Below are 20,291 nucleotides of genomic sequence, written 5' to 3'. Positions count from 1 at the left end.
GCTTACTTCAGCACGCCTAGCTCCTTGCCTACTTTGGTGAAGGCCGCCACGGCCTTTTCGAGCTGCGGGCGGGTGTGGGCCGCGCTCAGCTGCACCCGGATGCGGGCCTTGCCCTGTGGCACTACGGGGTAGTAAAAGCCCACCACGTAGATACCTTCGTCGAGCATGCGGGCCGCAAAGTTCTGGGCCAGCTTGGCATCGTAGAGCATGACGGGCACGATGGGGTGCTCGCCGGGCGTGATGTCGAAGCCGGCGGCCGTCATTTGCGCGCGGAAGTACTTGGTATTTTCTTCGAGCTGGTCGCGCAGGGTAGTGCTTTCGGTCAGCAGCTCCAGCACGCGCAGGCTGGCCCCCACAATGGCCGGCGCCAGGGTATTCGAGAACAGATACGGCCGCGAGCGCTGGCGCAGGATTTCGATAATCTCCTTGCGGCCGCTCGTGAAGCCGCCCATCGCACCGCCCAGCGCCTTGCCCAGCGTGCCGGTAATGATGTCGACGCGGCCCATCACGTTGCGGTACTCGTGGGTGCCGCGGCCGGTTCTGCCCAAAAAGCCCATCGAGTGGCACTCGTCTATCATCACCAGCGCGTCGTACTGGTCGGCCAGGTCGCAGATTTTATCTAATTGCGCAATGGTGCCGTCCATCGAAAACGAGCCATCGGTGACGATGATGCGGTGGCGCATGCCGGCGGCCACGGCGTCCTGGAGCTGCTTTTCCAGGTCGGCCATGTCGTTGTGGGTGTAGCGGTAGCGCTTGGCCTTGCATAGGCGCACGCCGTCGATGATGCTGGCGTGGTTGAGGGCGTCGCTGATAATGGCATCGCGCTCGTCAAACAGCGGCTCAAACACGCCGCCGTTGGCGTCGAAAGCCGCCGCGTAGAGAATGGTATCCTCGGTGCCCAGAAACTCGGCTAGCTTGGCTTCGAGCGCCTTGTGAATATCCTGGGTGCCGCAGATGAAGCGCACCGACGACAGGCCGTAGCCGTGCGAGTCGATGGTTTCTTTAGCTGCCTTCACCACCTCAGGGTGCGAGCTGAGGCCCAGGTAGTTATTGGCGCAGAAGTTGAGTACCTCGCCCGCCTCCTGGGTGTCGATTTCGGCGCCCTGGGGCGAGGTTATCACGCGCTCTTTCTTATAGAGGCCCGCGTCTTTAATTTCTTGAAGTTGGTGCTGAAGGTCAGCCTGCAGGGTGCCGTACATGGGTGGTAGGGGAGGGGAGTAGTCGGTTAGAGAAAAGAACCGAATAGACGTCGGGAGTAAAAATCGGTAGGTAGCCAGGCATACTTCTGTTGCATAGCGGTTGTTTTCACACCGCGTACTAGCGTGCCCAGGCTTGCATAATCGCATAGCAGGCTGGAGACGACTAGTTCGGTGCTGTCCATAAAGGTCAACACCGTGTAGCTGTAATCGTCACTAGCAGCGCGGTTTTGAAGCGAATGATAAAAAGTAAGCTGTACTACGTCTGCCAGCGCAAATTTGAGGTGAAATACCCGGTTGTCATAAAATGCCATCCTTTGTGCCTTGTCAAAAACAAGAACGGCGCGGCCATCGTGCCACCAATACGTCAAGAATAAGCGCACGGCGGGAAATTGCCACCAGGCAACGCGAAGGATGAGCGTAGCCAACAAAAAGGCGAGAAGCGGCGCTTGCAGCGTTACAAGCGTGGCTCCGGCTCCTATTACCAGACTTAAGCCAAAAGTGGTCTGGAACAGCGTCCAGAGCAGGCTTGGCACCCGCCAGCCATCGTAGGCAAACCGCACAACGGGCCGAGCCAGCTTTTTAGCCTGAAAGTGCTCGTGCGCACTAAGGGCCAGCGGCAGGCCTACTATAAACAGTAGCAGCCCAATTATCGCAACGGTATTCTCACTCATAAAACCTGGCCTTATAAGCGCCAGCTTAAGTATCGTCTCACCGCTTCTAGGATTACCGCCGGCTACCGGAGCTTGCCGCGCGCGGCAAAAAACGCCTGCACGCCGGCCCGGCCACTGGCCATGAGCTGCTGCTTTTGCGCAGCGGAAATCCGCTTAATCTTCGGGCCGAACCCCAGGAAATTGATGCTGATGGTGCGCTGCCAGTCGGCCGCCTGCATGGGATTGAGGTTTTCGAGGGCCACGGTGTAGAGGGCGCCCACGTAGGAATTGAAGTCGGTAACGGCGTAGGGGGCGAGCTGCTGGCGGCCGGTGGCGGCGGTGTCGCAGGCAATCTGCTCGGCGCGGTCGAGGCGCAGGCCCAGCGTTTCGGGGTTGTAGACGTGGCCGCGCGCATCGGGCCGGGCGGTGGCGGCGAGGCTAGCCGGCAGGTAGCGCGGGTAGTCAAAGAGGTCGATGGGATAATTAGCCAGCAGGCCGCCATCGACGAGCACCTGCACCGATTGGCCGGGCGCCGGCTGGCCGGTGATGACGTTGTTCTGGGCATCGAGCAGCACGGCCCGGAAATAGAGCGGAATGCTCATGCTGATGCGCACGGCGTCGGCCACGCGCATGGTGGGGTTGGTTTCGTAGCTGAACACCTGCGTGCGCTGGGTGGTGAGGTTGGTGCCGGTAGTGTAGAGGTCGCGGAAGTGGCCGGGCTGCGCCAGGGCCAGAGCGTGCAGCTCGCCTAGGGTGAGGCCGGGCCGCTGGGTTTTGCGGGCCACCAGCTCGCTGAGGTAGCGCGCAAACTCGTCGCCCCGGTACCAGCCGTACTGCTTCACCAGCCGGTGCGTGCCGCCGAGGAAGATGAACCGACCGTCGTTGAGGCGCTGCACGGGCGTGGCGTTCACCACGTTGATAATCTCCTGGGCCGAGTAGCCCACCGCCAGCAGCGCCGCCTGAATAGCGCCCGCCGAAGTGCCGCCCACCCGCTCGATGCGGGCCAGCACGCCCCGGCTTTCCAGCTCCTGCAATGCCCCGCCGTAGGCAATGCCCCGGATGCCGCCGCCCTTCATAATGAGGTTGCGGTAGGGCGAAGGCGGGGCCTGTGCAAAGCCAGGCTGAGAGTTGCCAAGAGAGGTCAAAAGCGTGAGGATAAAGAGTAGACACCTGGTCATAGACCGGAAAGATACACGGGGCGATAGTCCGCGTTGCACGCGGCCTCAAACCCCAGCCCTGGCCCTGGCCGTATCTTTGCGGCACGCGCTATCCCACCCCCTCCCTCACCCGTTTTTGTATTTCATGGAAACCACGCCCGGCGATACTGCCACCCCCCGAACACCCGGAACCGTCCTCGTTATTGGCGCCTGCGGCCAGCTTGGTCTGGAGCTGACCGCTGCCCTGCGCCAACGCTACGCGCCCGAAGCAGTGGTGGCCGCCGATGTGCGCCCGCCTAAAGACCCAGCGGCCCTAGCCGGCGGCCCATTCGAGCTGCTCGACGTGCTAGACAAGCCGCGCCTTGAAGCCCTAGTGCAGCAGTATCGGCCGGTGCAGATATATCACCTCGCGGCCTTGCTCTCCGCCACCGCTGAGAAAGACCCGATGTTTGCCTGGAAGCTTAATATGGATGGCCTGCTGAACGTGCTGAACCTGGCCGTGCAGTACCGGGTGCCGCAGGTGTACTGGCCCAGCTCCATTGCCGTGTTTGGCCCCGACACGCCCCGCGCGCGCACCCCGCAGGTCACGGTAATGAACCCCAACACGGTGTACGGCATCAGCAAGCTGGCCGGCGAGCAGTGGTGCGAGTGGTACCACCGCCACCACGGCCTCGACGTGCGCAGCCTGCGCTACCCCGGCCTCATTGGCTATAAGAGCCTGCCCGGCGGCGGCACCACCGACTACGCCGTGGACATCTACCACAAGGCCGTGGCCGGCGAGGACTTCGAGTGCTTCCTCAAGCCCGATACCTACCTGCCCATGATGTACATGCCCGACGCCCTAAAGGCCACGCTCGACCTCATGCACGCCCCGGCCGAAAGCATCAAGGTACGCACCAGCTACAACCTGGGCGCCATGAGCTTCTCGCCCCAGGAAATCACGGCCAGCATCCGGCAGGAAATGCCGGGCTTCCACGTCACCTACAAGCCCGATGGCCGCCAGGCCATTGCCGACTCGTGGCCGGCTAGCATCGACGACACCGCCGCCCGCCAGGACTGGGGCTGGGTGCCCGGCTACGACCTGGCCAGGATGACCCACGACATGCTGGCCCACCTGCGCGAGCCGGTAGAGGCCTAGCGACATCGGCTAATCCAAGTCATCACGCCGGCATTTCGGCCCGGAGCTGGGTCAGAATTTCTGCCCAGTTTTCGAGATACAGCATGTGGCCCTGGCCGGGCAGCAGGTGCAGCCGGGCGCCCACAATGCGGCTAGCCAAGTACGGAATATTGCTGGGCGCCCACACGCCATCGGCCGCGCCGTGCCAGAGCGTGGTGGGCGCCCGAATGGCTTCGATGCGAAAGCCCGGCGGCCGGCACCACGCCTGGGCATCGTCGTAGACGCCCCGGCCGGCGTGGGCAAAGCCCTGCCTAGCCGCATCGCGCAGCAGCGCCCGAAACTCCTGCGTCACCCGGCGCTCGGCGGGGCGCAGGAGGCAGATAAACCCGGCGATGGTGCGGTCGGGGTGGCGCGCCCACTGCCGGCTCAGCCACAAGAAGGTAGTGCGGTTCAGCCACGGAAAGCCGAGCTGGCCCCAGCGCAGAAATTTCCAGGTGGGGGAGAGGTGCTGGTAGCAGGCCGGCTCGCCCAGCGGCAGGCAGGTGCTCAGCAGGTGCACCGCCGCCACGCGCGCCGGGTAGAGCGCGGCCAGCGCCTGCGCGTGCACGCCGCCCACCGACCAGCCCAGCACGCCCACCGGCCCGGCGATGCCCAGCGCGTCGAGCACCGCCACGGTTTCGGCGGCAAACGTGGCAAACGTGTGGCGGCGGTACACGTCGCTCTGGCCCACGCCGGGCCGGTCGAGCGCCAATACCTGCAAGCCCAGGCTAGCCAGCAGCACCGGGGCGGGCGGCAGCTCGAGGCTGCTGGAGCCGAAGCCGTGGTGAAACACCGCCACCGGGTGGCTAGGGTCGCCGTAGCGCGTGAGGCCCAGGCGGCGGCCGTCGGGCAGGCGCACGGTGAGGGGCACGGGCCGGCCAAGCATGTCGGGAGTACTGCCGCTAGGGTCGGGCATGGGAACAAGGGGCTAGGCTACTGGCTGCCCAGCCGCCGTGGCCAGCCCAGCAGCCGCGAGGTGAGCAGCGGTACTCCAAACGTAGCAATCGTGAGCACCGTGAGGCCCGCATCGGCGAGGTCGCTGTCGAGAAAGTCGCTGACCGGGTGGCCCGGCGCGAAGTGTTCGAGCAGCGACAGCAGCAGCTTGAGCCCCAGCACACCGATGACCACAAAAGCCGAGGTTTCGAGAAAGGGGTATTTGCCCATCAGCCCCACAAAGGCCTGCGCCACCAGCCGCATGGCCAGGATGCCGATGAATACGCCCACTATAATGAGGATGAGATTGTTGCTAAACGCCACCACCGCAAACACGTTGTCAATGGAAAAAGCCACATCCATCAGCTCAATCACTGCCACGGTGGCCCAGAAGGGGCCGAGCAGCCCGATGGTGCTGCGGTAGAGCCAGCTCTTCTGCTTATCGGGTGACTCGTCTTCCTCGGTCTTAGTAGTGCGGAAGTAATTGAAGCACAGATAAAGTAAGTAAAGGCCCCCAGCGGCTTCAGAAACCAAAAGCCTACCAAGTAGGAGGCAAATACCAGGCACAACCCCCGAAACAAGTAGGCCCCAAAAATGCCGTAGCGCAGTGCCTGCTTGCGCTGGGCGGCGGGCAGGTCGCCCACCAGCGTGGCGAGCACGGCGGCATTATCCACCGAAAGCAGGCTCTCGATGATTATCAAATTTCCCACCACGGCCAGCGAAGGCAGTGGGTGGTCAAGAATATCCTGCAACTGGACGTACATAAAACAAGCGCGCAAAATTTAGAGGAAGGAAAGAATCGCTATTGCGCAACCAATACCAATTTTGTGGTCCAGCTTCCTCTTTTTAGCGTAAACGGCCCCAAAACTGCGACAAAATCCCGGCATCTACGCATGATAGTCAACCCCATTCCCACCGGCTGGCAGATAATCTACCAACAAGCCCACGCTTTGTTAGCAACGCAGCTGGCTTGGCACTGGCCGCCTTTTCTGGCCCCCGACCGCTGGGTGGGCCTGCTGGCGGCCACCGCGCAGCATGACGATGAGCAGGATGCCTGGCACGGGCGCGGCGGCCACCACGGCCTCACGCCGGCCGGCGCCCCGGCCAATTTCACGCAGCAGGCTTTTTCTATCGAGCAGGCTACGAAGGTGTTGCACGCGGCGCGCTTTCAGGGGCGCTGGCGCAGCCTGCTCACGAGCATGCACCTGAGCACCCTGTACGAGTCGCTACGCGGCAGCAGTGCCGAAATTACCAGCTTTCTCGACGAGCTGCGCGCGCGCCAGGAGCGCTGGCTCAAGGAGTTGAGTTTGACCAAGGCCCAGGCGGCCCAGGCCTACGACCTGCTGCACTGGTGCGACCGGCTGTCGCTCATCCTGTGCCGCAATGAGGTGCCTGAGATGGGCCGCGCCGTCGAAATTTATCCCGACCCGCTGGGCAACGGCCACCGCACGGCGCACCTGGTGCGGCAGCCGGCCGGGCCGGGCACGCCCCTAGTGGTAAGCCCCTGGCCTTTTGTGGCTAAAGAATTGACAGTAAGTGTAGAAGCCAAGATATTGCACCAGTTGCAGTTTCGCGACGATGCCGAGCTGGCCACTGCCCTGCACTACTGCCCCACCCAGACGCGGAGCTGGACGCTGCACGCGGGCTAGCCGAATTTATTCGGGCACTTTTCGGGCAAAATGTTGCGCCGCCCGTATGGAGGCTAGTACTTCGTGCCGGGCAGCAGCTACCTAGCCGCTAGCCGGTACCCCAACAGCTACCTGGATGGCGCGCTATCAGTTTTCCGACATTCTTTCGCTGGTCAAAGCCACGGCTACCGAATTCAGCAACAACAACGCCTTTCGCCACGCGGCGGCGCTGTCGTACTACACCATTTTCTCGCTGCCGCCGCTGCTGCTCATCGTCATTACGTTGGCCAGCGCCGTGTATGGCGGCGAGGCGCTCACTGGGCAGATTTACGGCCAAATAAAGGGGCTGGTGGGCGCCGACGCAGCCGCTTTTTTGCAAGAAAGCATTGCCAAGTTCACTTTACAGCAGAAGGGCGGGCTAGCCACCACCATCGGCGTGGGTACGCTCATTTTTGCGGCCACCACCTTTTTCGTGACGCTGCAAGACAGCATCAACGACATCTGGAACCTCAAGGTGAAGACCGAGGGCATTGGCATTGGGCAGTACCTGCGGCAGCGCGTGCTCTCGTTCGGCCTTATCCTGAGCGTGGCTTTGCTGTTGCTTACTTCCTTCGTAGTGAGCGCGTTGCTGAGCGTATTTACCGGCTATTTGCAGCGGCTACTGCCCGATGTGGGGCTCATCGCCATCAAGCTGGTCGATGTGAGTTTGTCGCTGGTGGTGACGACGCTGCTCTTCGGGATGATATACCGGTTCTTGCCCGATGCCATTATCCGCTGGCGCGACGTGGGCATCGGGGCTTTCATCACGGCGGTGCTGTTTATCCTGGGTAAATATCTGATTTCCTTTTACATATCTAAATCAGACCCTGGCTCGGCATTTGGGGCGGCGGGCTCGGCCATTGTGCTGCTGGTCTGGATTTATTATTCCTCGCTCATCCTATTTTTCGGCGCCGAGTTTACCCAGGAGTTTGCCGATGCCTATGGGCAGAAGGTGCAGCCCCGCTCCTACGCCGTGCGCGTCGAATTAAAGGAAGTGCCGGCCGGCGAATCGGCCACCGAAAAAGCTACCGGTCGCCCACCGAGCACCGGCAGCTGGCGCGGGTAGAGCTGCCTGAATGCTCCAAAAGTCAGATTTTTGACACGGTAAAAAAGCCAGCGACGCAGCTTAATCAATTATTCATCAACTAATTGTGTATGGCCGGTGTGTGGGAAAATACATCGGAAAGTGCCTGATTTAGTGTCTGACTGTCAAACAATTAACTTTGCAACTGCATAGGAGATGCCCTGCATCTTTGTGAAAGCAGCCAACCATTTCCCTGGCAGCTTTTGCGAATGCGTATTCACTTACTACTGTGGGGGTTGCTAAGTCTGGTAGTTGGGCCAGGGTTTGCCCAGCAGCCGGTTTTGCCTGGTGCTCCGCAGCCACCCCAGCCGCTGCCCGCTAGCCCGGAGAGCCCTGCCCGCCTGGCTACTGCGTTGCCATCGGCCATAGTCATCGGTCATTCGGAAGTTATTGGGCAGCTATACAGTATAGAAACCGTTGGGGGCACGCAGTTTAGCGGCACGCTCCGCGCCAGCACCGACCAAACGCTGACCTTCGAAACCAAGGAATTGGGCCTGGTTACGGTGCAGCGGGCCAGCGTGCGGCAGCTCATGTCGCAGACGCCCGAGCAGGCCCGGCGGGGCTTCGATTACGTGGGCAACGGCACACGCATGTTCATTGCCCCTACGGCCCGCAACCTGTACCAAGGCGAAGGTTACGTGCAGGCGCTCAACGTGTTTCTGCTAGGAGTCAATTACGGCCTGACCGATAATATTTCGCTGGGGCTGCTAGTGCCCGTAATCCCGTTTTTTGGCGTTCCGGCCATCGCCATCACGCCCAAAGCCAGCGTGCCGGTGAGCAATAACTTTCGTGTAGGCGCGGGGGTGCTCTACGGTTTTGCTACGGGTGTAGGCGGCGGCAGTGGCAGCGCCGGCGTGGGCTATGGCCTGGCTACCTATGGCTCGGCCGATACCAACGTGACCTTCGGCCTGGGCTATGGCTTTGGTAGCGACGGCATTGGCAACTCACCAGTGGGCGTTTTCGGGGCCAACGTGCGGGTGTCGCGCCTGTTTTCGGTGGTCAACGAAACGTATATCACCAGCTTTGATGGCAGCGGCGGCATTGCCGGGCTGGCAGGCCTCCGCTACGCCTCGCCGCGCTTTAGCGGCAGCCTGGGGGCATTGTATTACAACTCGCGGAACGACAGTGGCATCTATCCGGCCTACCTGGATGTAGCGTACCGCTTTGGCAAAACCAAGCTGCGGTAGGCTAGCAGTAGTTTCGTAGCATGAAGCAACTCGTTTTAGTGGCTAGCTTGTGGCTCCTTGCCGCAGGCCCGGCCGCCCTAGCCGCATCGCTAGCCCTCGCCGACACGGTAGCCGGCCAAACTCAGCTAGCCCGGAGCCTGGCAGGCGAGGCCTGCCAGCAGCTGGCGGCTGGGCCTAGCACGGCCACGCTGAGTCCGGTACAGGCGCAGGCTGCCTTTGAGCAAGTACTCTCCCAAACCATCGAAAAGCGAGTGGCCACCATCCGGCAAGTAGCCGCCCAAGCTAAGGTGGCCGGGGCCTACGAGCAGCTACGCGCCTACCTGCCAACTGCCGTGGCCGTGCAGCTCATCCGGGCCTGCCCGGCAGCTACGCAGCTCTACAACCGATTCAGGCAGACGGCCGCCGGTGAGGACGAGTTTATCAAGGCGTGGGGCGACGAGCTGTGCCAGCGGCTAGCCGCTTTGCAAACCGCCGGGGCTTTCAAAGGCAAGTCATCGGCCGAGCGCGTCGAGCTTTTTCACCAAGAATTCAATGCCTCCCTCATCAGGCGCGGCCCACAGATTATGCAGTTATACGGGCCCAACGGTAATAGCCAGCCGGTGATAGAGCGGCTAGCCGGCCGCGTCACGGAAGACATGCAGCAAAATTGCCTGTCAACGCTTATGCTCTTAAAAGATACCAAGTGATACCACACAAAACCCCCGCTGCCAGGCCGGCAGCGGGGGTTTTGTGTAATAAGCGCGCGGGCTACGCTGCTTCTGCCTTCTCCTTGTTGGCGAGCTGCCCGCAGGCGGCATCAATGTCCTTGCCCCGGCTGCGGCGGATGTTGGTTTGCACGCCGCGGTCGGCCAGATACTTGTGAAAGGCCGTGATTTTATCGGCCTCCGCGTTCTGGTAAGCCGCGTTTTCGATGGGGTTATACTCGATGAGGTTAATCTTGCAGGGCAGCCACTTCGAGATGGTGTAGAGCTCGGCGGCATCCTCCAGGCCATCGTTAAAGTTCTCGAACACAATGTATTCGTAGGTGACTTTGCGGCCGGTTTTCTGGTGGTAGTATTGCAGCGCGTCCTTGAGGGCCGCCAGCGAGTTGGCCTCGTTGATGGGCATAATCTCGTTGCGCTTCGTGTCGTTGGGCGCGTGCAGGCTCAGGGCGAGGTTGGCCTTCACGTCATCATCAGCCAGCTTCTTTATCATCTTGGCGATGCCGGCCGTGCTGATGGTGATGCGGCGCGGGGCCATGTTCAGGCCGTCGGGGGCGGTGATGCGGCGCACGCTTTCTACCACGTTGGCGTAGTTGAGTAGCGGCTCGCCCATGCCCATGTACACGATGTTGGTGAGCGGCGTGCCGTACTGGGCCTCGCACTGCTCCCGAATGCGCACCACTTGGTCGTAAATCTCGGCCGCGTCGAGGTTGCGCTTGCGGTCCATGTAGCCGGTGGCGCAAAACTTACACGTGAGCGAGCAGCCCACCTGGCTGCTGATGCAGGCCGTCATGCGCGTGTCGTGCGGAATGAGCACGCCCTCCACAATGTTGCCATCGTGCAGCCGGAAAGCCGACTTAATAGTGCCGTCATTGCTGAGCTGCTGGTTTTGCACGGCCACGCCGTTTATCACGAAGTGGCGGGCTAGCAACTCGCGGGTGCTCAGCGAGATGTTGTTCATTTCCTCAAACGAGCCGGCCGTGTTCTTCCACAGCCACTCCGTCACCTGCTTGGCGCGGAACGGCTTTTCACCATGCTCCACCATAAACGCCTTGAGGTCGTCGGGCGAGGTTTTGCGGATGTCGCGTTTAGCGGGGGCGAGTTCGAGTTCCAGTAACATAGGGCAAAGATACAAACAGCCAACGCGTTGGGTTCCCACTACTACCTGCTTTGGTTAATTGTATAAATGTCTCGGCGGCTAGCGAGGTGTCAACCCAGGCTTACGTGGACTAGGAGCCGTGATGGCGAAGTTAACCGGTGCGGTGAAGCTCACGGCCACTGGTTCCCCTTTGTTGATACCAGGCTCAAACCGTGGTAGCTGGCGAACCGCCCACACCACTGCCGAATCGCAGTCGGGCCGGAGACCTTTAACAATTGCCACGTGTTGCTCCTGACCGTCAGCAGCTACCACAAATGTGACGAATATGCGGCCTTGTACCTGCTCGCGCAATGCATCGGGCGGATAAACGACGTGTTGCTGAATAGCTTTCACTATCCCTGCCATGCTATTGTCGCCAGGCAAATGAGGCATTTGCTCCACGTAAGCATACACTTTGGCTGGCATAGCAGCAGTTTGCGCCGCCACTGGTTGTATAACGAAAAATGCAGCGCAATATGACAGAGCTAGTCGAAGGGAATTTTGTAAAAATGGGCCCATGCGAGTAAGAGAATAAAGATTTGATAAAAGTATACTTCCTTAGCAAAAAGCAAACTGGCATGAATTGCTGCTCGCTGTGGCGTTGAATAAAATTTCGGCAAAACCGGCCTGATTCAACCAACGCTCATAATTCGCCGCCTACCTTCGCCACTGTAAACTTTAGGGGTGCTTTGCGCGAGCAAGGCTGAGACGATACCCTCCGAACCTGAACCAGGTAATGCTGGCGAAGGGAAAAGTACTGGACCGCTTTGCGGCTGCCTTACGGGGCTAGCCGTGGCTGGCGCCGCCTATTGTTTATGGACTTCCCATTGTCTCAACTAGTGCTAGTTGCATGGTTTGCTACGTAAACAATTCGGCCCACGAAGCCACTGAAAACCAGCCGCTCGCTGACCTCTTGGCCGCGCTGGACCAGGTCCAGACGCGCGGCCTCGCCGTGGCTGTGAACGACCAGGTGGTGCCCCGCACCGAGTGGGCCAGCCACGCCGTGCAGCCCCACGACCGCATTCTGCTTATTCGCGCCACTCAGGGGGGGTAGGCGTGGGCCGACCTCTCTTTTCCTACCCCATCCCATCGAGATGAAAAAGAAAGACCAAGCCCCTCAGCAGACGCTGGTGGAGCGCCAGCCCCTCACCGGCTCGCGCAAGATTTACGTGCCGGGCAAGCTACACCCCAATATCCGGGTGGCGATGCGTGAAATTGCGCTGGCCGACACCGAGCGCAAGTTCGATTTCGGCTTTCCGTCGGAGCAGAACCCGCCCGTGACGGTGTACGACACCAGCGGCCCCTACACCGACCCGAATGTCGAAATTGACCTGAAAAAAGGCCTGCCGCGCCTGCGCGAAAGCTGGATTCTGGAGCGCGGCGACGTGGAGCAGTTAGCCGGCACCACCTCCGACTACGGCCAGCAGCGCGCCGCCGACGCCAGTCTCGACCACCTGCGCTTCGAGCACATTGCGGCCCCGCTGCGCGCCAGGGCCGGCGCCAACGTGAGCCAGATGCACTACGCCAAAAAGGGCATCATCACGCCCGAGATGGAGTACATCGCCATCCGCGAAAACCAGCGCTTCGACGAGCTGCCCCAGGACGACCCGCTACGCACCCAGCACCGCGGCCACAGCTTCGGGGCCAACACGCCGGAGGACCATATCACGGCCGAGTTTGTGCGCCAGGAAGTGGCCGCCGGCCGGGCTGTTATTCCGTCGAACATCAATCACCCGGAGAGCGAGCCCATGATTATCGGGCGCAATTTCCTGGTGAAAATCAATACTAACATCGGTAACTCGGCCGTGACCTCAAGTATTGAGGAGGAGGTAGATAAGGCCGTGTGGAGCTGCCGCTGGGGCGGCGACACGCTCATGGACCTCAGCACCGGTAAGAACATCCACGAAACCCGCGAGTGGATTATCCGCAACTGCCCGGTGCCGGTGGGTACGGTGCCCATCTACCAGGCGCTGGAAAAGGTAAACGGCAAAGCCGAGGACCTCACCTGGGAGCTGTTTCGCGATACGCTCATCGAGCAGGCCGAGCAGGGCGTGGATTACTTCACCATCCACGCGGGCGTGCTGCTGCGCTACGTGCCGATGACCGCCAAGCGGGTGACGGGCATCGTGTCGCGCGGCGGCTCCATTATGGCCAAGTGGTGCCTAGCGCACCATAAGGAGAGCTTCCTCTATACCCACTTCGAGGAGATTTGCGAGATTATGAAGGCCTACGACGTGGCCTTCTCGCTGGGCGACGGCCTGCGCCCTGGCTCCATCGCCGATGCCAACGACGAGGCCCAGTTTGCCGAGCTGGAAACGTTGGGCGAGCTGACCAAAATTGCCTGGAAGCACGACGTGCAGGTGATGATAGAAGGCCCCGGCCATGTGCCCATGCACCTCATCAAGGAGAACATGGACAAGCAACTGAAGGAGTGCCACGAGGCGCCGTTCTACACGCTGGGGCCGCTCACGACGGACATTGCGCCCGGCTACGACCACATTACGTCGGCCATCGGGGCGGCCATGATAGGCTGGTTTGGCACCGCCATGCTCTGCTACGTGACGCCCAAGGAGCACCTGGGCCTGCCCAACAAGCAGGATGTGAAGGACGGCGTAATCGCCTACAAAATCGCGGCCCACGCCGCCGACCTTGCCAAGGGCCACCCCGGCGCGCAGTACCGCGACAACGCCCTGAGTAAGGCCCGCTTCGAGTTCCGGTGGGAAGACCAATTCAACCTCAGCCTCGACCCCGACACCGCCCGCGAGTATCACGACGAAACCCTACCCGCCGAAGGCGCCAAGGTGGCGCACTTCTGCTCAATGTGCGGCCCGCACTTCTGCTCCATGAAAATCACGCAGGAAGTGCGCGACTACGCGGCTACGCAGGAAATGACGGCGGCCCAAGTGCTAGCGGAGGGGTTGCGCGAGAAGTCGCGCGAGTTCGTGCAGAAGGGCAGCGAGATTTATCTGTAGCGCTAGGTAGCGTGGCCTCTGCGAGTCCGCGCGTGTTATCATCTCAACGTTACCACGCGCGGACTCGCAGCGTCCACGCTACATCTTTCTTATGCGCCCTTACGCCCTCACCATTGCCGGCTTCGACCCCAGCGCCGGGGCCGGCGTGCTGGCCGATGTCAAGACAATGGAGGCTAGCGGCGTGTATGGGCTAGCCGCTTGCACCGCCCTCACGGTGCAGAACGACGTGGCGTTTGAGCGCGTGAACTGGGTGCCGCTGGCCGACATTCAGGACCAAGTTCAACTATTGCTGGTGCGGTTTCCGGTCAAGTTTATCAAAATTGGTCTTTTCGAAAGTTTGCCACTGCTGCTGGAGTTAATTCGCTGGCTCAAAGCATATAACCCAGCTGTGCAACTCATCTGGGACCCGGTGCTACAGGCCACGGCCGGCTACGAGTTTCACGCCCGGCCCGACATCGAACTGCTGCAAGCCATTTGCTGCGAGCTGGCACTCCTCACCCCCAACCGGCCCGAGGCGCTGCGCCTGCTGCCCGCCGCTAGCCCCGAGGCCGCCGCCGAAACACTGGCCGTCTGGTGCCCGGTGCTGCTGAAAGGTGGCCACGCCGAGGGCGACTTTGCCACCGACGTGCTGCTCATGCCCGAGGTGCGCCACACGCTGGCTAGCCCCCGCCTGCCGCACGGCGAGAAGCACGGCAGCGGCTGCGTGCTGTCGGCCGCCATCTTGGCCCGGCTGGCGCTGGGCGACGACTTGCCCGAAGCCTGCTGGCAGGGTAAGACCTACACGGCCGCCTTTTTGGGCAGCAACGATACATGGCTAGGGTATCATTCTTTTTTAGAAGTATTATGAAAATCAGTCGGCTACAGTATATTACGACGAGCGCCCAGGCGGCCGAGCTGGCTTGCCGGGGCAGGGTGAATTGGGTGCAGCTGCGGGTTAAAAACCTGCCGGCCGCCGAGTGGAAGCAGCGCGCCCTCGACGTGCAGGTAGTCTGCCGCCACCACGGCGCCACCTTCATTCTCAACGACAACCCGGCGCTAGCCCTCGAAATCGGCGCCGATGGCGTGCACCTGGGCAAGCAGGATATGCCGCCGGCCGAGGCGCGGGCGCTGCTAGGGCCGGACTTTGTTATCGGCGGCACCGCTAACACGTTTGCCGATATTGAGGGGCTAGTGGCGGCCGGCGTTGAGTACATCGGGCTAGGGCCGTTTCGCTTCACCACGACCAAGGAAAAGCTAAGTCCGATTCTGGGGCTAAGTGGCTACGCCGAAATCATGGCGCAGTGCCGGGCAGCTGGTTTCACGACGCCGGTGGTCGGTATCGGAGGGGTAGGGCTGGCCGATGTGGCGGAGTTACTAGCCGCCGGTTTGCATGGCGTGGCCGTGTCGGGGGCCATTGGTGGCGCGGCTAACCCTACGGAGGCGGCCCAGCTTTTTGTGGAAGAAGTATCTAGCCCTCAGTCAATAGCAAGCTTATGAAAACTCAACCGCTGGTAATTGCTGGCCGCACGTTCACCTCGCGGCTATTCACGGGCACGGGCAAGTTCAGCTCGTCGGCCCTGATGGAAGAGGCCCTGTTAGCTTCCGGCTCGGAGCTGGTGACGGTGGCCCTTAAGCGCGTCGACGTGGCCGATACCAACGACGATATCCTGCGCCACCTCGGGCACCCGCAGTTCAGCCTACTGCCTAATACCTCGGGCGTGCGCACCGCCAAGGAGGCGGTTTTCGCTGCCCAGCTAGCCCGCGAGGCGTTGGAAACTAATTGGCTCAAGCTCGAAATTCACCCCGACCCCAAGTACCTGCTGCCCGACCCCATCGAAACCCTGAAAGCCGCCGAGGAGCTGGTGAAGATGGGCTTCGTGGTGCTGCCCTACATCCACGCCGACCCGGTGCTGTGCAAGCGCCTCGAAGAAGTGGGCGTAGCCGCCGTGATGCCGCTAGGCTCGCCCATCGGCTCCAATAAAGGGCTGCTGACTAAGGAGTTTTTGGAAATAATAATCGGCCAGAGCAAGGTGCCGGTGGTGGTGGATGCGGGCATCGGCGCGCCCTCGCACGCGGCGGCGGCGCTGGAAATAGGCGCCGATGCGGTGCTCGTGAACACGGCCATCGCCGTGGCCGGGCAGCCGGTGGCTATGGCGCACGCATTTAGAACGGCCGTGGAGGCCGGTCGGCTGGCCTATGAGGCGCGGCTGGCCGCGCCGGTGGCGCACGCCGAGGCGGTGGCCAGCTCGCCGCTCACTGCTTTCTTGGATTGATTGCCAATAATTTATCCCGATAACTCGCCTGTCATTGCCGCGCTGCGCTCGCAATGACAGGCGAGTTTAGTAGTCACTAGTCGTTATCAGATGAGCTTTCGCCCCGTTTTTGAGGCCCACCCGTGGGACGATGTCAAGGCCAGTATCTACGCCAAAACGGCGGCCGACGTGGAGCGCGCCCTAGCCGCGCCGCGCCGCACGCTCGACGATTTTAAGGCGCTCATCTCGCCCGCCGCCGCGCCTTACCTGGAGCAGATGGCGCAGGCTAGCCATCGCCTCACGCGCAATCGCTTTGGCAATACCATGCAGCTGTATGTGCCGCTGTACTTGAGTAATGAGTGCCAGAATATCTGCACCTATTGCGGCTTTAGCCTCGATAACAAGCTAAAACGGCGTACCCTGAGTAGCGTGGAGATGTTAACTGAAGCGGCCGTGCTCAAGGACTGGGGCTACGGCCACGTGCTGCTCGTGACGGGCGAAGCCAACCAGACGGTGGGCGTCGATTACTTGGAGAAAGCGTTAAAAACCCTGCGCCCGCACTTCGCTCATTTGTCGATGGAGGTGCAGCCGCTCGACCAAGCCGACTACGAGCGCCTCATTCCCGAAGGCCTTAATACGGTGCTGGTGTACCAGGAAACTTACCACCAAGAGGACTACAAAAAGCACCACCCCAAAGGCAAAAAGTCTAACTTCCAGTACCGCCTCGATACGCCCGACCGCCTCGGCCGGGCCGGCATCCACAAGATGGGGCTAGGGGTGCTCATCGGCCTGGAGGACTGGCGCACCGACTGCTTCTATACCGCGCTGCACCTCGACTACCTCGAAAAGACCTACTGGCAGACCAAGTACAGCCTCTCTTTCCCGCGCCTGCGGCCGGCCGAGGGCCTGCTTCAGCCCAAGGTGGAAATGAGCGACCGCGAGCTGGTGCAGCTCATTTGCGCCTACCGCCTGCTGAATGAAGAAGTCGAGCTATCGCTCTCAACCCGCGAAAACCCGGCCTTCCGCGACCAGGTTATCAAACTAGGCATCACCAGTATTAGCGCGGGTTCGAAGACCAATCCGGGCGGCTACGCGGTGGCGCCCGAGTCGCTGGAGCAGTTCGAGATTTCCGATGAGCGCAGTCCGGCCGAAATAGCCGCCATGCTGCGCCGCCAGGGCTACGAGCCAGTGTGGAAGGATTGGGACGCGGCGCTGGCCTAGCGGGGGTAGGAGCTAGCCCAGCACCTGCGCCGGCTGCCGGGCACCTGGCACCAAATCGGGGCGCAGCCAGTGCGTGGTGCCGTCCTCGCTGAGTAGGTTGCCGGCCATGCGCTCGCCCAGCTCGTGGGTAAGCATGGTGAGGCCGGGGCTCCAGCTCACTTCCAGGTCGGGCTCGGCCAGGGCCTCGAACTTGGCCCACCACAGGGCGGGCGGGTGGCAATCGGGGCGGAGCAGGTTGCCGGTTTCGGCCACGACTACGTGCTGGGCGGGGAAGAGCCGCCGGGCTGCCGCTAGCATACCGGGGATGTCGTTTTCGAAGTAAATATTGAGGCCCACGATGTCGAGCAGGCCGGCGTGACCCTGCTGCCAGGTAAAGCAATTATTCGCCACCGCCACCTCATCGGGCTGCCCCAGCAGGGTGGCGAAGGGCCGGGCCTGGTCGGCCCAAGGCACGGCAGGGTCCCAGCCCCAGGGCTCGCTCATGGCGGTGCGGCAGGTGGGGTCGCCAGCCTTGAGGCCCCGGGCGATGGCGATGGTAATGGCGCTGGTTTGGCGGTACACGTCCCACCACGAGCGGTTGCCGAAGGGCCACTGCCGGTTGTTGGGGGCCGCAATCCAATCGGTCCAGATGCCCAGCTCGGCGCCCACATTGTAGCTGCGAAACGCGCCCGGGTAGCGCCGCGCCACCTGGTAGCTCAGCTCGTACATGGCGGTGGCCGCGCTTTCGCCCCAAAAGCTGGCCTCATCTAGCCACTCGGGCAGGGCGTAGTGGTTCAGTACCAGCTCTATCTGGCCGTGACTGAGGGCTTGCAGGCGGTCGAGCCAGGCGTAGTCGGGCTGGCGGCGGGCTTCGTCCCAGAGGATGGTATCGCGGAAGAGGGTGAGGCCCATCTGGCGCGCTCGGCGGTAGTGAAACTCGGCGTGCTCGACGTGGCCCGTGGCGCGGGTATTGGAGAAGTGTAGGGGGCGGCCATCGTCGCCGCGGCCGCGCACCACGCTGCCATCAAAGCACATACCGTATTGCATTGGGGTGGGATAAGAGATTGGTAGAGAGGGCTTATTGGTTTAATTGCCACTAGCCGTGCTAGCGCTAAGGGACTTGGTACTCCCTACTACGGCAACGATGGGGCGAACGGCTTTTTGGGTCGCGGCTAGGGGGGAGGGTAGGGAAGCGAGCCGGTCGCTTTTGCCCGTCGCTAGCCCAGCCCCACGCGCAACTCCCGAAACGCGGCTACTGGGTCGGGGCTTTGCCAAATTGCGCCGAGCACTGCCGCTCCCGCAAAGCCCGCCGTTCGCGCTAGCTTACTAGTTTGGCTATCAATGCCTCCTAGCGCCACAACCTGCGGTTGGCGGGTAGGGCTAGCCGCCCGTTTTTGTAAAAAAGCCCGCACGGTGGTTAGGTCAAAATTGCTGGCATACCCCGCTTTGCTGAGGCTGTCGAAAATGGGGCTTAGAAATACGTAGTTGTAGCGGCGGCGTGCGCGGGCTATTTCGGCCAGCGAGTGGAAGGACGTGGAGAGCGTTTGGCCAGGTAACAGCGCCGGGCGGCGCATAATAGTTGCTCGCTGGCTGGCCGTGAGGTGCAAGCCGCCCAGCCCGTAGCGCCGCACCAACTCGGGGTGGCCGTGCAGCACTAAGCGCGAGTGAAACTGCACCGGCAGAGCCTCAATGAGGTTTTCCAGCGCTTCGGCCGGCCAACTGGGCTTGCGCAGGTGCAGGCGCTCCAGGCCGGTTGCCAGCAACTCGGTGAGTAGGCGCGGCTCCTCGGGCGGGGCCGTGGGCGCGGTGAGGACGACGAGGCGAAACACGGCGGGGCTAGCGGAGTTTGGCCGCTAGCTGGGGGGGTAGGGCACGCAGCTTGCGGGTGTTGTAGTCGAAACAGAGCATGCCGGTTTTGGCGCGGGCTATCTCCTTACCGGATTGATTTTTGACGTGGTACACGATGTCGAAGCCGTATTTATTCTGGTCATTAGCGGCCAGATTAATGTGCAGCACGTCGCCGTGAAAGGCCTCGCCCTTGTACTCTATCGCCACATCGACCATGATGAATCCTAGCTGGCTAGCCTGGTCGAACTCGGCCGCGCCGAGGCTGGCTAGAAACTGCACCCGCGCCTCGTGCAGGATGCTCAGCAAGGCATCGTTGCCCAAGTGGGCACCGTAATTGAGGTCGGTGATGCGGACGGGAATCTCCACCGCGAAGCCGAAGCTTTCGGGCAAACTTACTTTTACGCGGGGCATTTTTTCAGTGAACAGGTAACCATGAGCAGTGAGCAAGCTGACTATGCGTCAAAAATAGAGGTGCGCACCACCGCCGACGGTTCGCCCACGCTCTACGTGCCCGCCTTGGATGAGCACTACCACTCGCGCCACGGCGCGGCGCAGGAGTCGCGGCACGTGTTTATCGAGGCGGGATTACAGCCGCTTTTGTGGGAAAACAGTGGTCAGCTGGACTACCCACTACAGGTACTGGAAGTGGGCCTTGGCACCGGTCTCAATGCCCTGCTAACCTTAAAAGCTGCTCGGAGACACTGCGTGGCAGTAGCTTACGATGGCTACGAAACCATGCCTCTGCCTGCTGCTGCCGTTGCTGCCCTTGCCCCACAGTGGGAAGACATTCCTGCATTGCGCGACGCCTTTGCACAGTTGCATACTGCGCCCTGGAATGAGCCGTTAGCCCTCACAATCATTTTTAGCCTTACCAAACGGCTAGCCGAAGTGCAAAACGCCGCCTTGCCTGCTAATCACTACAACCTTATCTATTTCGACGCCTTCGCCCCCGAAAAGCAGCCCGAGCTGTGGACCGAGGCCATATTTGCTAAGCTCTACGCCGCCGCCGCGCCCGGCGCGGTGCTGGTGAGCTACTGCGCCCAGGGTCAGTTTCGGCGCAACCTGCGGGCCGCCGGCTGGCTCACTGAAAAGCTGCCTGGCCCGCCCGGCAAGCGCGAAATGACCCGCGCCCGCAAACCGGCGGCGGGCAGTAGCGCGGACTTTTAGT

At 61.7% G+C, this 20,291-nt stretch carries 21 protein-coding genes, 2 pseudogenes and 1 riboswitch; of the genes and pseudogenes, 12 read left to right on the top strand and 11 right to left on the bottom strand.

From position 1 onward, the window contains the following. Nucleotides 1-2: 2 nt before the first annotated feature. The 3 genes from kbl to GKZ68_RS16800 all read right to left on the bottom strand — a co-directional run bounded on the left by kbl (nucleotide 3) and on the right by GKZ68_RS16800 (nucleotide 3,027). A complete protein-coding gene (gene kbl, locus GKZ68_RS16810) occupies nucleotides 3-1,199 on the bottom strand; it encodes a glycine C-acetyltransferase (protein ID WP_173116811.1) in 1,197 nt (398 codons plus the stop codon). A gap of 26 nt (nucleotides 1,200-1,225) precedes the next feature. After that, the gene (locus GKZ68_RS16805) at nucleotides 1,226-1,870 is read right to left on the bottom strand and encodes a hypothetical protein (RefSeq protein WP_173116809.1); all 645 of its coding nucleotides are present in this window, start codon (nucleotides 1,868-1,870) and stop codon (nucleotides 1,226-1,228) included. A gap of 62 nt (nucleotides 1,871-1,932) precedes the next feature. Beyond that, nucleotides 1,933-3,027, bottom strand: coding sequence for a patatin-like phospholipase family protein (locus GKZ68_RS16800; RefSeq protein ID WP_173116807.1), 1,095 nt, complete (start codon nucleotides 3,025-3,027; stop codon nucleotides 1,933-1,935). A 124-nt stretch (nucleotides 3,028-3,151) separates the two neighbouring features. Between GKZ68_RS16800 and GKZ68_RS16795 the strand changes: the two genes are divergently transcribed. Next, a complete protein-coding gene (locus GKZ68_RS16795; protein WP_173116805.1) occupies nucleotides 3,152-4,144 on the top strand; it encodes an NAD-dependent epimerase/dehydratase family protein in 993 nt (330 codons plus the stop codon). A gap of 22 nt (nucleotides 4,145-4,166) precedes the next feature. Here GKZ68_RS16795 and GKZ68_RS16790 read toward each other — a convergent pair whose 3' ends face one another. From GKZ68_RS16790 to GKZ68_RS22760, 3 genes and pseudogenes are all read right to left on the bottom strand, one after another. Then, nucleotides 4,167-5,078 carry an alpha/beta fold hydrolase gene (locus GKZ68_RS16790; RefSeq protein WP_173116803.1) on the bottom strand — a complete coding sequence of 304 codons (912 nt, stop codon included), beginning with the start codon at nucleotides 5,076-5,078 and terminating at the stop codon, nucleotides 4,167-4,169. A 17-nt stretch (nucleotides 5,079-5,095) separates the two neighbouring features. Next, nucleotides 5,096-5,677 (bottom strand): annotated as a pseudogene (locus GKZ68_RS16785) (DUF475 domain-containing protein); the annotation flags it as partial. A gap of 38 nt (nucleotides 5,678-5,715) precedes the next feature. Beyond that, nucleotides 5,716-5,859: pseudogene (locus GKZ68_RS22760) on the bottom strand (hypothetical protein); the annotation flags it as partial. A 129-nt stretch (nucleotides 5,860-5,988) separates the two neighbouring features. Here GKZ68_RS22760 and GKZ68_RS16780 point away from each other — a divergent pair. The 4 genes from GKZ68_RS16780 (at nucleotide 5,989) to GKZ68_RS16765 (ending at nucleotide 9,719) form a co-directional block, all read left to right on the top strand. Beyond that, nucleotides 5,989-6,744, top strand: a complete 756-nt coding sequence (locus GKZ68_RS16780) for a DUF3891 family protein (RefSeq protein ID WP_173116802.1) — start codon at nucleotides 5,989-5,991, stop codon at nucleotides 6,742-6,744. A gap of 115 nt (nucleotides 6,745-6,859) precedes the next feature. Next, nucleotides 6,860-7,828 carry a YihY/virulence factor BrkB family protein gene (locus GKZ68_RS16775; RefSeq protein WP_173116801.1) on the top strand — a complete coding sequence of 323 codons (969 nt, stop codon included), beginning with the start codon at nucleotides 6,860-6,862 and terminating at the stop codon, nucleotides 7,826-7,828. A gap of 227 nt (nucleotides 7,829-8,055) precedes the next feature. Further along, nucleotides 8,056-9,033, top strand: a complete 978-nt coding sequence (locus GKZ68_RS16770) for a hypothetical protein (RefSeq protein ID WP_173116800.1) — start codon at nucleotides 8,056-8,058, stop codon at nucleotides 9,031-9,033. A 20-nt stretch (nucleotides 9,034-9,053) separates the two neighbouring features. Then, nucleotides 9,054-9,719 (top strand): hypothetical protein, encoded by a 666-nt coding sequence (locus GKZ68_RS16765; protein WP_173116799.1) that lies wholly within the window; start codon nucleotides 9,054-9,056, stop codon nucleotides 9,717-9,719. Nucleotides 9,720-9,780: 61 nt separating this feature from the next. Here the strand turns inward: GKZ68_RS16765 and rlmN are convergent, their stop codons facing one another. Beyond that, entirely contained in the window at nucleotides 9,781-10,854 is a 1,074-nt protein-coding gene (gene rlmN / locus GKZ68_RS16760; RefSeq protein ID WP_173116798.1) for a 23S rRNA (adenine(2503)-C(2))-methyltransferase RlmN, read from the bottom strand. A 78-nt stretch (nucleotides 10,855-10,932) separates the two neighbouring features. Beyond that, nucleotides 10,933-11,238, bottom strand: coding sequence for an energy transducer TonB (locus GKZ68_RS22755; RefSeq protein WP_367949232.1), 306 nt, complete (start codon nucleotides 11,236-11,238; stop codon nucleotides 10,933-10,935). 304 nt (nucleotides 11,239-11,542) lie between these two features. Next, nucleotides 11,543-11,640: riboswitch (TPP riboswitch) on the top strand. Nucleotides 11,641-11,722: 82 nt separating this feature from the next. On the opposite strand from GKZ68_RS22755, the gene thiS reads away from it, so the two are divergent. The 6 genes from thiS (at nucleotide 11,723) to thiH (ending at nucleotide 17,296) form a co-directional block, all read left to right on the top strand. After that, nucleotides 11,723-11,926, top strand: a complete 204-nt coding sequence (gene thiS, locus GKZ68_RS16750) for a sulfur carrier protein ThiS (RefSeq protein WP_173116796.1) — start codon at nucleotides 11,723-11,725, stop codon at nucleotides 11,924-11,926. Nucleotides 11,927-11,966: 40 nt separating this feature from the next. Next, nucleotides 11,967-13,844 (top strand): phosphomethylpyrimidine synthase ThiC, encoded by a 1,878-nt coding sequence (thiC, locus tag GKZ68_RS16745; protein WP_173116794.1) that lies wholly within the window; start codon nucleotides 11,967-11,969, stop codon nucleotides 13,842-13,844. Between the two features lie 91 nt (nucleotides 13,845-13,935). Continuing rightward, nucleotides 13,936-14,691, top strand: a complete 756-nt coding sequence (locus GKZ68_RS16740) for a hydroxymethylpyrimidine/phosphomethylpyrimidine kinase (RefSeq protein WP_173116792.1) — start codon at nucleotides 13,936-13,938, stop codon at nucleotides 14,689-14,691. Beyond that, nucleotides 14,688-15,320, top strand: coding sequence for a thiamine phosphate synthase (locus tag GKZ68_RS16735; RefSeq protein WP_173116790.1), 633 nt, complete (start codon nucleotides 14,688-14,690; stop codon nucleotides 15,318-15,320). The genes GKZ68_RS16740 and GKZ68_RS16735 overlap by 4 nt, the downstream gene beginning before the upstream one ends. Beyond that, the gene (locus GKZ68_RS16730) at nucleotides 15,317-16,096 is read left to right on the top strand and encodes a thiazole synthase (RefSeq protein WP_173116788.1); all 780 of its coding nucleotides are present in this window, start codon (nucleotides 15,317-15,319) and stop codon (nucleotides 16,094-16,096) included. Before GKZ68_RS16735 ends, GKZ68_RS16730 begins: the two co-directional genes overlap by 4 nt. A 90-nt stretch (nucleotides 16,097-16,186) precedes the next feature. Further along, on the top strand, nucleotides 16,187-17,296 hold the full coding sequence (thiH, locus tag GKZ68_RS16725; RefSeq protein ID WP_173116786.1) for a 2-iminoacetate synthase ThiH: 1,110 nt from the start codon (nucleotides 16,187-16,189) through the stop codon (nucleotides 17,294-17,296). Nucleotides 17,297-17,308: 12 nt separating this feature from the next. Here the strand turns inward: thiH and GKZ68_RS16720 are convergent, their stop codons facing one another. From GKZ68_RS16720 to GKZ68_RS16710, 3 genes are all read right to left on the bottom strand, one after another. Beyond that, nucleotides 17,309-18,322: a hypothetical protein gene (locus GKZ68_RS16720; RefSeq protein ID WP_173116784.1), complete on the bottom strand. Its 1,014-nt coding sequence runs from the start codon at nucleotides 18,320-18,322 to the stop codon at nucleotides 17,309-17,311. Nucleotides 18,323-18,492: 170 nt separating this feature from the next. Next, nucleotides 18,493-19,104, bottom strand: coding sequence for a thiamine phosphate synthase (locus GKZ68_RS16715; protein ID WP_173116782.1), 612 nt, complete (start codon nucleotides 19,102-19,104; stop codon nucleotides 18,493-18,495). 7 nt (nucleotides 19,105-19,111) lie between these two features. After that, nucleotides 19,112-19,534 carry a thioesterase family protein gene (locus GKZ68_RS16710; protein ID WP_173116780.1) on the bottom strand — a complete coding sequence of 141 codons (423 nt, stop codon included), beginning with the start codon at nucleotides 19,532-19,534 and terminating at the stop codon, nucleotides 19,112-19,114. Between the two features lie 21 nt (nucleotides 19,535-19,555). Between GKZ68_RS16710 and mnmD the strand changes: the two genes are divergently transcribed. After that, nucleotides 19,556-20,290: a tRNA (5-methylaminomethyl-2-thiouridine)(34)-methyltransferase MnmD gene (gene mnmD, locus GKZ68_RS16705; RefSeq protein ID WP_173116778.1), complete on the top strand. Its 735-nt coding sequence runs from the start codon at nucleotides 19,556-19,558 to the stop codon at nucleotides 20,288-20,290. Nucleotide 20,291: the final 1 nt, after the last annotated feature.

Origin of the sequence: Hymenobacter sp. BRD128 (genome assembly GCF_013256625.1) — a bacterium.
In the GTDB taxonomy this organism is placed as follows: domain Bacteria; phylum Bacteroidota; class Bacteroidia; order Cytophagales; family Hymenobacteraceae; genus Hymenobacter.
The sequence above is the reverse complement of the archived record's forward strand: the minus strand, read 5'-3'. Positions and strand labels throughout refer to the sequence as shown.

Bases quoted from the DNA above. Each gene is read 5' to 3' on its own strand.
- kbl (WP_173116811.1), bottom strand. From the start codon at position 1,199: ATGTACGGCACCCTGCAGGCTGACCTTCAGCACCAACTTCAAGAAATT.
- GKZ68_RS16805 (WP_173116809.1), bottom strand. From the start codon at position 1,870: ATGAGTGAGAATACCGTTGCGATAATTGGGCTGCTACTGTTTATAGTA.
- GKZ68_RS16800 (WP_173116807.1), bottom strand. From the start codon at position 3,027: ATGACCAGGTGTCTACTCTTTATCCTCACGCTTTTGACCTCTCTTGGC.
- GKZ68_RS16795 (WP_173116805.1), top strand. From the start codon at position 3,152: ATGGAAACCACGCCCGGCGATACTGCCACCCCCCGAACACCCGGAACC.
- GKZ68_RS16790 (WP_173116803.1), bottom strand. From the start codon at position 5,078: ATGCCCGACCCTAGCGGCAGTACTCCCGACATGCTTGGCCGGCCCGTG.
- GKZ68_RS16780 (WP_173116802.1), top strand. From the start codon at position 5,989: ATGATAGTCAACCCCATTCCCACCGGCTGGCAGATAATCTACCAACAA.
- GKZ68_RS16775 (WP_173116801.1), top strand. From the start codon at position 6,860: ATGGCGCGCTATCAGTTTTCCGACATTCTTTCGCTGGTCAAAGCCACG.
- GKZ68_RS16770 (WP_173116800.1), top strand. From the start codon at position 8,056: ATGCGTATTCACTTACTACTGTGGGGGTTGCTAAGTCTGGTAGTTGGG.
- GKZ68_RS16765 (WP_173116799.1), top strand. From the start codon at position 9,054: ATGAAGCAACTCGTTTTAGTGGCTAGCTTGTGGCTCCTTGCCGCAGGC.
- rlmN (WP_173116798.1), bottom strand. From the start codon at position 10,854: ATGTTACTGGAACTCGAACTCGCCCCCGCTAAACGCGACATCCGCAAA.
- GKZ68_RS22755 (WP_367949232.1), bottom strand. From the start codon at position 11,238: ATGGCAGGGATAGTGAAAGCTATTCAGCAACACGTCGTTTATCCGCCC.
- thiS (WP_173116796.1), top strand. From the start codon at position 11,723: ATGGTTTGCTACGTAAACAATTCGGCCCACGAAGCCACTGAAAACCAG.
- thiC (WP_173116794.1), top strand. From the start codon at position 11,967: ATGAAAAAGAAAGACCAAGCCCCTCAGCAGACGCTGGTGGAGCGCCAG.
- GKZ68_RS16740 (WP_173116792.1), top strand. From the start codon at position 13,936: ATGCGCCCTTACGCCCTCACCATTGCCGGCTTCGACCCCAGCGCCGGG.
- GKZ68_RS16735 (WP_173116790.1), top strand. From the start codon at position 14,688: ATGAAAATCAGTCGGCTACAGTATATTACGACGAGCGCCCAGGCGGCC.
- GKZ68_RS16730 (WP_173116788.1), top strand. From the start codon at position 15,317: ATGAAAACTCAACCGCTGGTAATTGCTGGCCGCACGTTCACCTCGCGG.
- thiH (WP_173116786.1), top strand. From the start codon at position 16,187: ATGAGCTTTCGCCCCGTTTTTGAGGCCCACCCGTGGGACGATGTCAAG.
- GKZ68_RS16720 (WP_173116784.1), bottom strand. From the start codon at position 18,322: ATGCAATACGGTATGTGCTTTGATGGCAGCGTGGTGCGCGGCCGCGGC.
- GKZ68_RS16710 (WP_173116780.1), bottom strand. From the start codon at position 19,534: ATGCCCCGCGTAAAAGTAAGTTTGCCCGAAAGCTTCGGCTTCGCGGTG.
- mnmD (WP_173116778.1), top strand. From the start codon at position 19,556: ATGAGCAGTGAGCAAGCTGACTATGCGTCAAAAATAGAGGTGCGCACC.